Source organism: Nibricoccus aquaticus (assembly GCF_002310495.1).
GTDB classification, from domain to species: Bacteria; Verrucomicrobiota; Verrucomicrobiia; order Opitutales; family Opitutaceae; genus Nibricoccus; species Nibricoccus aquaticus.
Genome location: NZ_CP023344.1, coordinates 998,566 through 1,011,080, shown reverse-complemented (window position 1 = coordinate 1,011,080; position 12,515 = coordinate 998,566). Strand labels below are relative to the sequence as shown.

Genomic DNA, 12,515 nt, shown 5'->3' with positions numbered 1-12,515 from the left:
ATGTGCGTTTAGACCAGGACTTTTTCCACGATCGGTGAGGCGGACTGAGATTGGGATTGGAAGGGGGCGGAGGTTTCGTCGGCGAGGACCCAGGTGTCTTTGGAGCCGCCGCCTTGGGAGCTGTTGACGACCAGGCTGCCTTTTTTGAGGGCTACGCGGGTGAGGCCGCCGGGCATGATTTTGATGGTCTCGCCGTTGAGGATGTAAGGGCGCAAATCGATGTGGCGGCCTTCGATGGTGCTGCCGCAAACACTCGGGCAGCGGGAGAGGCCGATGGTGGGTTGGGCGATGAAGTTGCGCGGGTTGTCGATGATCTTGGCGCGAAATTCTTCGATCTGCGCGGTGGTGCTGTGCGGGCCGACCAACATGCCGTAGCCGCCGGCTTCGTTGACGCTTTTGACGACGAGCTTGGGGAGGTTGGCGAGGATGTATTTGAGGTCGGTGGGGTCGGCGGAGAGGAAGGTTTCGACGTTCGGGAGGATCGGATCCTGGCCGAGGTAGAATTTGATCATCTTCTGGACGTAGTAATAGACTGCTTTGTCGTCGGCGATGCCGGTGCCGACGGGGTTGCAGAGGGCGACGTTGCCTTTTCGATACGCTTCCATGAGGCCGGGGACGCCGAGCATGGAGTCTTTGCGGAAGACGGTGGGGTCGAGGAAGTCGTCGTCGATACGGCGGTAGATGACGTGGACGGGGGCGAGGCCGTCGGTGCGGCGCATGTAAACCTTGTCATCTTCGACGACGAGGTCGGAGCCTTCGACGATCTCGATGCCCATCTGGCGGGCGAGGAAGCTGTGCTCGAAGTAGGCGGAGTTGTAGACGCCGGGCGTGAGGAGGACAACGGTGGGCTCGGGAACGTGTTCGGGGGCGAGGTAGGTGAGGAGCGCGAGGAGATCGTTGGTGTAATTCTCGACCGGGCGGACGCGGTAGTCGCGGATGAGGTTGGGGAAAACGCGCTTCATGACCTGGCGGTTTTCGAGGACGTAGCTGACGCCGGAGGGTGTGCGGAGATTATCTTCGAGGACGCGGTACTCACCGGCTTCGTCGCGGATGAGGTCGGTGCCGTTGATGTGGACGAAGAGACCGCGGGGAATTTTGAAACCGACGAGCTCGGGGCGGAAATTTTTCGAGGAATCCACCATGCCGCGCGGGAGGATTCCTTCTCTGATGATGCGCTGTTCGCCGTAGATGTCGGCCAGGAACATATTCAGCGCCTGCATGCGCTGGGTGAGGCCGGCTTCGAGGTGTTTCCACTCGTGGGCGGGGATGATGCGCGGGAGGAGATCGAAGGGAAAAATTTTTTCGGTGCCGGCGTTGTCGGAGTAAACGGTGAAGGTGACGCCGCGGCTGAGGAACGTCTGGTCGGCGGTGCGCTGGCGCTGGAGGAGTTCGCCGATGCCTTCCATGCGGCCGAAGCGTTCGGCGAGGCGCTGGTAGTGCGCATGCGGTTTGCCGGGGGCGGCGAACATCTCGTCGTAGAAGCGGGCGTGTTCGTAGCTGGCGAAGAGATCGGGCATGGGACGGCGGCGGCGGAAAGTTGAGAGCTGAGGGTTGAGAGTTGAGAGAGTGGAGGGGCGGACGAAAACGATTAGTTCTTCGCGGGCTGGGACCAGAGGAAGCTTTGAGTGCGGAGGAGTTCCTGGCCTTCGGCGGTGAGGAGGCGGAGCTGCCAGGCGACGGGATTGGCGGTCGCGTCGGACCAGTCGGCGCCGGTGAGGCCGATCTGGAAGACGTGGCTGCCGGAGGGAACAGTCGTGGCGGGGAAGGCGGTGAAGGTTTTCGGGTCGGCGGAGGCCGAGGTGATCACGGAAAGCTCGACGCGGACATCGGCGAGGGGCGTGCCCGGGTTTTTGATACGGGTGAGAAAATAGAAGCCTTCGCGCGTGGCAGGCTGGGAGCGGATGTGGGTCTGGCCGCTGGTGTTTTCCTTGCCGTCGAAGAACTCGGAGATGCGTTCAAAGGATTCAGCGGTGCGGTAGCCGGGCCAGACGCGGACGGCGGTGAGGTCGGCGGCGGCGAGGCGGGCGGCGGAAAAAAGGAGCAGCAGGGAGAGGGCGAAGCGCATGGACAGGGTTGATCGCCGGAGGACCGGAGAGCGGGTTGAAGTTTGCAGGTTGTGTGCCAGCGGGGGGCTGGGATGAAAGGGATTTATGGGGCCAATGACCAGTGACCAGTGGCGGATGTCGCTGGTTATTCTAGGGAGATGTTTTGGTAGCGATGGATGCCGAGTAGGGAGGGAACCCAGCCTTTGACGGAAGGGTGGATCAGGTAGGTGCGGGTGCCGAAGAGGAGCGGCGCGATGGGGGCTTCGTCGAGGAGGATGGCCTCGGCTTTTTGGAACAGATCGAAGCGGGCGGCTTGATCGAGGGTGCGGCCGGCTTCGGCGATGAGGCGGTCGTACTCGGCGTTGCTCCAGCCAGTCTGGTTGTTGGCGCCTCCGGTGACGAACATGTCGAGGTAGGTATTGGGGTCGTTGTAGTCGCCAACCCAGCGGGAGCGGGAAATCTGATACGAGAGGGTGCGCTGGGCATCGAGGTACACGCGGAAATCCTGGCTGGTGAGGCGGACGGTGATGCCGAGTTCGCGGCGCCACATTTCCTGCACGGCTTCGAAGATCTTTTTGTTGATGCCGTCGGTATTCATCTGGAGTTCGACGGTGGGAAATCCTTTGCCGCCGGGGTAGCCGGCCTCGGCGAGGAGTTTGCGGGCGGCCTCGAAGTCGGAGGGGACGCGGGCGGTCGCGGTGTAGCCGGCGGTGTTGGGCGGCGTGAAGAAATGGGCGGGCTCGCGGCTACCGCTGAGGAGGACGCGGCAGATGATCTCGCGGTCGAGGGCGCGGGCGAGGGCCTGGCGGACTTTTTTGTTATCGAAGGGCGGCTTGGTGGTGTTGAAGCGGATGTAGAGGGTTTCGAGGAGGGGATCTACGCGGAGAGGGCTGGGGGATTGTTTGCGGTAGCCGGGGATTTTTTCGGGGAGGATGTCGTAGGTGATGTGGAGCTGGCCGGAGCGGAAGTTTCGCTCGTCGGTGGCGATGTTTTCGTTGGGGTAGAAAACGATGGAGCGGAGTTTGGTGTCGGGGGCGTCCCAATACGTGTCGCTTTTCTCGACGATGATGCGGGCGTTAGGCTGCCAGACCTTGAGCGTGTAGGCGCCGTTGCCGACGAGGTTGCCGGGCTGGGTCCAGCGGGTGCCGCGCTGGTCGAGTTTGCCGAATTTCAGAATGGTGGGCGGGTGGATGGGGAACCAGGCCTGATGCGCGACGAGGGTGAGGAGGTAGGGCGTGGGGCGTTCGAGGGAGATTTCGAGCGTGCGTGCGTCGATGGCCCGGAAGCCGACTTGGGAGAAGTCGGTGATCTTCGCGGTGCTGAAGGCCTCGGCGTTTTTCACCGCGTGGAGCATGTAGGCGTACTCGGCACCGAGCGCGGGAGAGAGGATGCGCTGGAAGGAGGTGACGAACTCCTGGGCGGTGACGGGGTCGCCGTTGGACCAGCGGCCGTTGGCGCGGAGATGAAACGTGTAGGTGAGGCCGTCGGGGGAAATATCCCAGCGCTCGGCGGCGCCGGGGAGGGCTTGGGAGGTGGCCTCGTCGATGACGGTGAGACCTTCGAAGAGGGAGAGGAGGATGTTGTAGTCGGTGTAAACGGTGGAGATCTGGGGATCGAGATCCGCGGGTTCGGCGCCGTTGCCGAGGTGGAGTGTCTGTGTGCGGAGACCGGCTTCGACGGCGGTCTCGCGTTGGGCGAAGGCGGCCGGGGAAAATGAAGCGGAAAGGGCTGCGACGACGCAGGCGAGGGCGGCGGTGAGGTGGCGCATGTAGAGCGGGAAGATGCGCGGAGCGGGCGTGGAGTAAAGGGTGGGGAGGAAAACTGTGAGCGCGTCGAGGAATGAAATTGATTCTCAGCGGGTGCGCGGCATTCCCAAGCGCCGAGCAACCTCACTCATGAACTGGTATTACGCCATCAACGGGCAGCGGCAGGGGCCCATCGCGCAGATTGAATTTGAGAAGCTGGTTAGCACCGGCGTTATCAATGAGCAGACTTTGGTCTGGAAGGAAGGCATGGGTGATTGGAAGCCGTACTCTCAGGTGAAGGCGGTGCTTGTACCGGCGGGTGGAGTATCGGGCTCGGTGCCGGGAACCGGCGCGTCGAATGATGACACGGCGGTTTGCGTGGTGAGCGGGAAGAGCTTCCCAAAGCGCGAGATGATTCAATACGAGGGCCGGTGGGTCAGCGCGCAGCATCGCGATGAGTTTTTCCAGCGTATCCAGCAAGGTATGGCACCGGCGGGCGATGGCCCGGTGCCGGGGCCTTATGGTTATGGCGGATTTTGGCGGCGGTTTTGGGCGAAGTTTCTGGATGGGATCATCACCGGTGTGGTGAGCATTCCGGCGCAGATGCTTTTGTCGGCGCTGATTCTGGGGACGCCGAATTACTTCACTTATCAGCTCGATATGCAGGCCTCGGGAGGACTCGCGCGGTATTTTCTCTTTCAAGGTGTTTCCATGGTGGTGGGCTTCGGAATCGCGATCGCGTACTGCGTGTATTTCATCCGCCGGTATCAGGCGACGCCGGGGAAGATCGCGCTGGGGCTCAAGCTGGTGCGCTCGGATGGGGCGGACCTGACGACGGGGCGGATCATCGGGCGCTATTTCGCGGAGATGATCAGCAGCATGACGCTGTTGATCGGCTACATCATGGCGGGGTTCGACCGGGAGAAGAAGTCGCTGCATGACATCATCTGCGACACGCGCGTGATCAAAACCCGCCAATGACGCGCGGTCCGGCGTTACCCTGTCCCTCGTGCAAGCGATCGTATGAAGCGCTCGACTGGATCGACGCCAACAGCTGCCGCTGCCTGAAGTGCCGGGTGGATTTTGAGTTCTTCCCGTTTCCGGCGCTGGTAGCGACGAAGGAGACGGTGAAGCCGCAGGCCGTGGTGGTCGCGGAGGACTCGACGTGTTTTTTTCACGCAGATAATCAGGCGGAGAAAGTGTGCGACGGGTGCGGGCGCTTTTTGTGCGCGGTGTGCGCGGTGCCCTTTACCGGGAAGACGCTTTGCCCGAACTGCATCGCGAACTCGAAGAAGGACGATGCGCGGTTGGTGGCTTCGCGGTATCTGCCGGGCGGGGCGGCGCTGGCGCTGGCGTTGCTGCCGATGCTGGTCTGGTTTTTCACTCTGGTGACGGCGCCGATCGCGCTCTATCTCGCGATCACGGGTTGGAGGAAACCGCGGAGTCTGGTGCGGCCGGGGCGGTGGAAGCTGGTGGTGGCGGGGGTCGTCGCGCTGCTGCAGATCGGCGGGTGGGTATTTCTGGGAGTCACGTTGCTGCTGGAGAAATGAGGCATGGCGAAAACACCTAAACTCTACACGCGGCTGACGCGTTCGCCGCTGAATTTCGGGACGTATAAAAGCCTGTGGCTCGCGGAGGATCACCTGATGCAGGTGGATTCGAGCGGGTACACGGAGAGTTATCAACGGTTTCAGTTTTCGGATATCCAGGGGTTTTTCGTGATGAGCTCCAGCCGGCGCGCGTACTGGAATCTGATCTGGATTCTGTGGGCGGTGATCGCGGGGATTCCGGTTTTATCGTCGGTCGTCGATGCAGAGATGCCGGGCGTGTCGCTGGTGTTTTTGTTCATCGCGACGGTTTTTCTGATCTGGAACAACGCGCTCGGTCCCTCGTGTCGTGTTTATTTGGTGACGAAAGTGCAGACGCTGCATCTCGGGGCACTGGCGCGGAGGCGGAAAGCGAACCGTGTGCTGGGGCGCATCCAGCCGCTGATCGAAAGCGCGCAGCGTTCGTTGACGATGCCTGTAGCGAAAGCTGTGGAGGCAGCGACGACTGCGGTGGAGGCACCGGTGCCTGAACAGACAACGCCGGCGCCGGAAGCGCCGCCCACTGTGTCGTGAACCCGGCGTCGCCCATTCCTCATCTACCGGGCGCGGCGGCGCCGTTGCGCGCGAGGCGTTGCGTGCGGCATACGGAGCGCGAGGCGGTGGCGCGGTGCTCGACGTGTGGAGGATTTTATTGCCGCGAGTGTGTGGTCGATCACGCGGGGCGGCTGGTGTGCGCGAGCTGTCTGACGAAGGCGGCGCGGGCGGCGGAGCCGGTGAAGTCGAAGCGGAGCTTTGCAGGACTGCGGCGCGGGGTGACGCTGGTGGCGGCGGTGCTGGTCTTGTGGGTGATTTTTTATGCGGTGGGCTCGCTGCTGTTGAGCATGCCGCCGGAGTTACACGAAGGCACGGTCTGGAAACGGATAGGGATGGACTGATCCGATGACTGCGAAACGAAGCAACCGCGCGAAGACAGGGGAGCCCACGGCGATGGAGCTCATCGAGGAGGCGGTGCATCTGCTGAGGTGCGCGCCGGCGGGGACGCTGGCGGTGTACTATTTCGGGGCGGGCGCGTGGGCGCTGGGGTTTTTGTTTTTCTGGGCTCACACGACCTGGTTCGCGCCGAGCGGCGCGCAGCTCGCGTGGTCGTCGCTCGGGTTGGTGGGATTGTTTGTGGTGCTGAAAGTGGCTCAGGCGGAATTTTGCGCGCGGCTGCTGGCGCAGCGGATGGGCGAGGCGCCGCCGGTGTGGACGCGGCGGCGGGCGTGGGAACTCGCGGTGGCGCAGACCAACGTGCAGACGTGGGGAGCGTTGCTGGTGCCGGTGGCGGCGGTGGTGACGATCCCGTTTGCCTGGGTGTATGGCTATTTCCAGCACGCGACGGTGATCGCGGCGGGGCCGGAGCTAGCGAAGGAGGCGCGGGAACTCTCACGGCGGTGGCCGATGCAGAATCACCTGGCGCTGTTGTTTCTTTCGCTGGTGGCGTTCGCGGTGTGGATCAACTGCGCGTCGGCGTTTTACCTCGTGCCGTGGCTGGCGAACACGTTGCTCGGGCTGGATAACGTTTTCGGGCTGAGCGGGTGGGCTTTTTGGAACACGACGTTTCTGGCGTCGATCGGGGCGCTGGCGTGGCTGGCGGTCGATCCGCTGGTGAAAGCGTTTTATGTGCTGCGGGTTTTCCACGGGCGGGCGCAGAAATCGGGCGAGGATTTGCGGGCGGAGTTGCGGGCAACGGGGCGCGGGATGAAGGCTCGCGGGCGGACGAGCGTGACTGGGGTGGTGAACGTGGTGATTGCGCTGATGATTTTCACGGGTGCGCCGGATGCGGCGCGGGCGCAGGCGGGAACGACGACGGCGACGTTAGTGGAGCAAACGGGGCGTGGGGAGAAAGCGACGGCGGTCGATCCGGTGGCGCTCGACCGGGCGCTGGACGATGTGCTGAAGCGGCGGGATTTTCAGTGGCAGTTGAGGCCGCAGCCGGGAGAGAAGAAGGCGGGGACGGAAGAAGCCGGGCCGGTGAAGAAATTCCTCAAGGAAGGTGTGCAGATGATCGAAGAGATGGTGCGCTCGCTTCAGCGGACATGGCAGGATTTCGAGGCGTGGCTGAAGGATTTGTTTGGTGGGGATAAGAAGGATGTGGCGGAGACGCCGGTGAAGCGTGGCGGCGGCGGGGCCGATATGGGGACGCTGCGGATTTTTCTCTATCTGCTGATCGGAGCGCTGGTGATCGGCATCATCGTGGTGATCGTGATGATGGTGCGGAGCGCGCGGCGGAACACGGCGCCGGCGCTCATCGGACGGGCGATCACGCTCGCGCAGCCGGATCTGCGCGATGAAGCGACGCATGCGGCGCAGATGCCGTCGGATGGCTGGCTGGCGCTGGCGAAAGAGCAGATCGCGAAAGGCGAGTGGCGGCTGGCGTTGCGTGCCTTGTATCTGGCTACACTGGCGAAGCACGCGGCGGACGGGCTCATCACGCTCGCGAAGTTTAAGACGAATCTGGATTACGAACGGGAGCTGCGGAGACGCGCGGTGTTGCAGCCGGAAGTGACGGTGCGGTTTCTGGCGCACCGGTTGAATTTCGAATCGGTGTGGTACGGACGTGACGTTGCGAACGAGGCGGTCGTGCGTGCGTGGTTGGAAGAACTGGAACGTGTGGCAGAAGAAGCAACGCTGGCGGGCGCGCGGGGAGAGCGACTATGAACAGACGCTACTCATGGATCGCGCTGCTGCTGATCGCCGTGGTTTTTGCGGGCGGGCTCGGCTGGCTGTTCAAACTGCGGCTGGGGCAGGGCGATCTGTTTCCGGCGTACTCGACGTTGCGCGCGGATCCGCTGGGGACGCGGGCGATTTTCGAAGCGTTGCAAGAGCTGCCGGGGTTGCGCGTGGAGCGGTCGGTGCAGCCGATGAAAAAAATTGCGGAGACGCCGGCGCGCACACTCGTGTTTGCGGGCATGGAGCGGAATCCATGGGAGGCGTTTTCTATGGAGGAGGCCAATGTGCTCGATGCGGCGGTGCGCGCGGGCTCGCGGGCGGTGATCGTTTTCAAGGCGGAGCGCCTGACGACGGCGGATGTGGTCGAGCCGTTTGTGAAAGGGAAAGAGACGGACAAGAAGACGGGTGAGAAAAAGGCCGACGAAAAGAAAGACCAGGAAGAGAAGAAGTCGTCGAAGGAGGAGCGCCAATCGCCGCGCAATGACGAGGCGGAGAAGCCGGTTCACCGGACGGAGTTGGTGGATTGGTCGAAGCGGTGGGGCCTCGAACTGCGCACGCGCTGGATCATGGATCGCGAGGCGGGGGCGTTGCGGAAGGCGGGCGCGCCGGAGACGCTGGCGGCGCAGGTGCCGTGGAAGAGCGATCTGTATTTTCACCTCACGCAGGGCTCCGACTGGCGCGTGCTGTACACGCGCGGGAATTCGCCGGTGTTGATGGAGATGACGCTCGGACGCGGGACAGTCGTGGTGGCGACGGACACGTTTTTCCTGAGTAATGAGGCGATGCAAAAGTCGCGCGAGACGTCGCTGCTCGCGTGGCTGGTGGGCGGGAATACGCGGGTGGTTTTCAACGAGAGCCATCTCGGCGTGGAGGAGGATGTGGGCATCGCGAAACTGGCGCGGCGTTACGGGCTGGCGGGGGCGTTCTTCGTACTGCTGCTGCTGACGGCGCTTTTCGTGTGGCAGCGGATGACGTTGTTCGTGCCGCCTGCGCCGGAGACGGCGGAGACGGCGCTGACGTATCATCCCTCGGCGGGATTGGAGGCCTTGCTGCGGCGGGCGCTGCCGCCGGGGAAGCTGGTCGAGACGTGCGTGGCGGAGTGGACGCGGACGTCGCGTGCGGGCGATGTGGAAAAAGTGCGAGCGGCGGTGGCGGCGCAAAGCGGGAAGGCATCGCCGGCGGAAACCTATAATGCGATCGTGCGCGCGCTGAAGCGGCGCTGAGGACGACGGAATTTTTTAACCACTGATGGGCACTGATGAACACTGATGACCGGAAATTACCGAAGAGTGGGGAGAGGTTTTTTAACCGCGAATGGACGCCCATGGACGCGAATTACCGATCAATCCCGATCCGGTTCGGATTTGAACAGAAGGTAGCGAAGAGCCGAAATTTTTTGCGGATTATTGCCCCGTTGTCGTCCGATAGAATTTTTATCTTATGAACCCAATGCTCGAAAAGTTTGCTGTCACGATTTCTGCGGCTCGCGCGGAAGTGGCGAAGGTGGTGATCGGTCAGGATGCGGTCGTGGAGCTGGCGCTCGTCACGCTGCTGACGCGCAATCACGCGTTGATTGAAGGCGTCCCGGGTGTGGCGAAGACGCTGCTCGTGCGCACGCTCGGACATGTGCTCGGCGTACCGACGGGGCGCGTGCAATTCACGCCCGACCTGATGCCGGCGGACATCACGGGCACGAATGTTTTTAACCTGCAGACGAATGCGTTCACGCTGATCCGCGGGCCGGTGTTCACGACGTTTCTCCTCGCGGATGAAATCAACCGCGCGCCGGCGAAGACGCAGGCGGCGTTGCTGCAGGCGATGCAGGAGCGCGTGGTGAGCATCGACCGCGACACGCATGTGCTGGACGCGAACTTCACGGTGTTCGCCACGCAGAATCCGGCGGACTCGGAAGGGACGTATCCGCTGCCCGAGGCGCAGAAGGATCGGTTCATGGTGAAGATCAGGATGGACGTGCCCGCGCGCGACGAAGAGCTGACGCTCGCGAAGCGCGTGCTGGGCATCGATGCGCCGGAAGCGGTGCTGGCGGCGGGCGCGGTGAAGCAAGTGCTCGGGCCGGGCGAGCTCGCGGCGGTGCGTGCGATCCTCGATCAGGTGACGCTGCGCGAGGAATTGGTGGCGTACGTCGTCGATCTGGTGCGGGCGACGCGTTCGCACGAGAGTGTGCAGATCGGCGCGGGGCCGCGTGCGACGCAGGCGTTGCTGCTGGGCAGCCGCGCGAAGGCGGCGCTGGCGGGACGGGATTTCGTGACGCCGGATGATGTGAAGAGCCTGGCGGGTCCGGTGCTGTCGCATCGTCTCGTGCTGCGTCCGGAATTTGAAATCGAAGGTCTCACGGTGGAGGAAGTGCTCGCGAAGATTCTGGAGCAGGTGGCGGTGCCGCGGTGAGGGGCGTGATGATTTTTTTAACCGCGAATGGACGCCAATGAACGCGAATAGAGAATCAGTGATGAAAACATTCGGGGGAATGACGAAACTCTGTGGAATCGGCGTTCTTGTGGTCTTTCTGCACGGCTGTGAATCAAGGATTCTTCCGCCGCCACCCCCTCCTGATTTTTCAGATTATGAGGAGCCGAAACCTGATTTGCGGGCGTTTCGTCGAGCAGTGGATTTGGTTGATCGAGTCGACGTGTTTTACGTAAAGCGAAATCAAGTTGATCCCGATGTAACTTCCCATTTCCGAATCGAGGTAAGGCGTCGCGAAACGATTGATAAGTTCAAAGCGCTCATGCAGGAGCGCGAAGTTACTTCTTCGTACACGCCCGCCATGCTGGCAGTGGGACCGCCTTGGTTAATCGCCTATCGAGGCGACACCCGTTTGTTCGTTTTGCATTGGAAGCATAAGACAAAATTCCAGCTCATTGAGGCGCAGGATGAAGCCATTCGCGGTAGCTATGAGGTTCCGGAGGACTGGTATCTGAGATACTTGGCGCTTTGTGAGAAAATTCGCGCAGGCGATGGTTCGCAAAATGTGGGGAGTGGGCGAGCGACGTCGCTTCGGCGCGTTGAGGATAACGCGTCCTACCTCGGAGGCCTCAGGCGAGCTGAGGCCCTACACGGAAATCGGAAACGCGCTCGGAGTGCGCGTTCGACCTCGGAGGTATTTCCATGATTCCCGTTCCGGCGACTCGACTTCTTTGGGCGGTGGCGGGCGTCGCGGTACTCGCGGCGATCGCGGGGCCGTTGCCGGAGCTGACGCCGTTGTGGGTGCTGGCGTTGCTGGGTGTGGCGTTGTTTGCGCTGACGGATCTTGGGTTGAGCGTGAAGCGGGCGCTGCCGCCGGAGGTATCGGTCCCGGCGGTGTCGCGGTTTGCGAAGGATCGGGCGGGGGTGATCTCGCTCGTGTTTCAGAATCCGACGGGCGAGGCGCGGCGGTTGCGGTTTGCGCTGGGGTTGCCGGCGATTTTTTCGAGCGAACGCGAGGAGACGTGGATCGATCTGCCGGCGGGGGTGAAGCATGCGCGTGTGGATTGGGTCTGCACGCCGAAGCGTCGTGGGCGGTTTACCGAAGTGCTGGCGTGTGCGGAGAGTGGGTCGCGTTTTGGGTTCTGGCGGATTCGCGTGCGCAAGGCGTTGAGCTGCGAGCTGCGGGTGTATCCGAATTTGTTCACGGAGCGGAAGCAGCTGGCGGCGTTGTTTCTGTCGCGCGGGGCGCTGGGCTCGAAGTTGCAGCGGACGGTGGGGCGCGGGCGGGATTTTGAGAAGCTGCGCGATTATCTGCCGGGCGATGGGTTCGATGAGATTCACTGGAAGGCGACGGCGAAGCGCGGGCGGCCGATCACGAAGATTTTTCAGGCGGAGCGGACGCAGGAAATTTATGTGGTGATCGATGCGTCGCGGCTCAGCGCGCGGCCGGTGACGCATGAGGGCGTCACGCAGACGGCGCTGGAGCGTTATCTGACTGCGGCGCTGGTGTTGCTGCTCGCGGCGGAGCGGCAGGGCGACCGGTTCGGGCTGATCGTCTATGATGACCGGGTGCGTGTGTCGGTGCGCGCGGGCAGTGGCGATGGTCATTATGCGGCGTGTCGCGAGGCGATCCATGCGATGCAACCGAGCGAGGCGACACCGGATATGGCGGAGATCGTGCGGCATCTGCGGTCGCAACTGCGGCGGCGCGTGTTGATGTTTTTCTTGACGGATCTGAGCGATCCGGTGCTGGCGGAGGATTTTGCGAAGCATGCTGAGCTGCTCGCGCGACAGCATCTCGTAATGGTGAATCAGCTGCGCGCGCCGGGGGTGGCGCCGGTTTTTTCGGGCGGCGAGATCGCGGAGACGGGTGAGATTCCGACGAAGCTGGCGGGGCATGCGCGCTGGGCGGAGGCGCAGGTGCTGGCGAAGAAATTGAAACCGCTCGGGGTGACGGCGACGTTGCTCGAGGATGAAACGATGGCGGCGAATCTGGTGACGCAGTATCTGCGGGTGAAACAAAGGCAGTCGTTGTGAGGAGC

Annotated in this window: 12 protein-coding genes; 9 read left to right on the top strand and 3 right to left on the bottom strand. The window is 62.8% G+C overall.

Features of this window, described 5'->3' with window-relative positions; all coding sequences use genetic code 11:
• Positions 1-8: 8 nt before the first annotated feature.
• The 3 genes from CMV30_RS04430 to CMV30_RS04420 form a co-directional block, all read right to left on the bottom strand.
• On the bottom strand, positions 9-1,517 hold the full coding sequence (locus CMV30_RS04430; protein ID WP_096054892.1) for a circularly permuted type 2 ATP-grasp protein: 1,509 nt from the start codon (positions 1,515-1,517) through the stop codon (positions 9-11).
• A 71-nt stretch (positions 1,518-1,588) separates the two neighbouring features.
• The gene (locus CMV30_RS04425; protein ID WP_096054891.1) at positions 1,589-2,065 is read right to left on the bottom strand and encodes a hypothetical protein; all 477 of its coding nucleotides are present in this window, start codon (positions 2,063-2,065) and stop codon (positions 1,589-1,591) included.
• Positions 2,066-2,190: 125 nt separating this feature from the next.
• Entirely contained in the window at positions 2,191-3,813 is a 1,623-nt protein-coding gene (locus CMV30_RS04420) for a peptide ABC transporter substrate-binding protein (protein WP_096054890.1), read from the bottom strand.
• 127 nt (positions 3,814-3,940) lie between these two features.
• Here CMV30_RS04420 and CMV30_RS04415 point away from each other — a divergent pair, with 127 nt between their 5' ends.
• From CMV30_RS04415 to CMV30_RS04370, 9 genes are all read left to right on the top strand, one after another.
• On the top strand, positions 3,941-4,771 hold the full coding sequence (locus CMV30_RS04415) for an RDD family protein (RefSeq protein ID WP_096054889.1): 831 nt from the start codon (positions 3,941-3,943) through the stop codon (positions 4,769-4,771).
• The gene (locus CMV30_RS04410) at positions 4,768-5,340 is read left to right on the top strand and encodes a hypothetical protein (protein ID WP_096054888.1); all 573 of its coding nucleotides are present in this window, start codon (positions 4,768-4,770) and stop codon (positions 5,338-5,340) included. The genes CMV30_RS04415 and CMV30_RS04410 overlap by 4 nt, the downstream gene beginning before the upstream one ends.
• 3 nt (positions 5,341-5,343) lie before the next feature.
• Positions 5,344-5,910: a hypothetical protein gene (locus tag CMV30_RS19295; RefSeq protein ID WP_138223126.1), complete on the top strand. Its 567-nt coding sequence runs from the start codon at positions 5,344-5,346 to the stop codon at positions 5,908-5,910.
• Positions 5,907-6,272 (top strand): rhomboid family protein, encoded by a 366-nt coding sequence (locus tag CMV30_RS19290; protein WP_138223125.1) that lies wholly within the window; start codon positions 5,907-5,909, stop codon positions 6,270-6,272. Before CMV30_RS19295 ends, CMV30_RS19290 begins: the two co-directional genes overlap by 4 nt.
• A 4-nt stretch (positions 6,273-6,276) precedes the next feature.
• Positions 6,277-8,037, top strand: coding sequence for a hypothetical protein (locus CMV30_RS04390; RefSeq protein ID WP_138223124.1), 1,761 nt, complete (start codon positions 6,277-6,279; stop codon positions 8,035-8,037).
• Positions 8,034-9,272 (top strand): DUF4350 domain-containing protein, encoded by a 1,239-nt coding sequence (locus tag CMV30_RS04385; protein WP_245844402.1) that lies wholly within the window; start codon positions 8,034-8,036, stop codon positions 9,270-9,272. The genes CMV30_RS04390 and CMV30_RS04385 overlap by 4 nt, the downstream gene beginning before the upstream one ends.
• Before the next feature lie 217 nt (positions 9,273-9,489).
• A complete protein-coding gene (locus tag CMV30_RS04380) occupies positions 9,490-10,455 on the top strand; it encodes an AAA family ATPase (protein WP_096054883.1) in 966 nt (321 codons plus the stop codon).
• Positions 10,456-10,534: 79 nt separating this feature from the next.
• Positions 10,535-11,179 (top strand): hypothetical protein, encoded by a 645-nt coding sequence (locus CMV30_RS19285; RefSeq protein WP_138223123.1) that lies wholly within the window; start codon positions 10,535-10,537, stop codon positions 11,177-11,179.
• Positions 11,176-12,510, top strand: coding sequence for a DUF58 domain-containing protein (locus CMV30_RS04370; protein ID WP_096054881.1), 1,335 nt, complete (start codon positions 11,176-11,178; stop codon positions 12,508-12,510). The genes CMV30_RS19285 and CMV30_RS04370 overlap by 4 nt, the downstream gene beginning before the upstream one ends.
• The last annotated feature ends 5 nt before the right edge of the window (positions 12,511-12,515 follow it).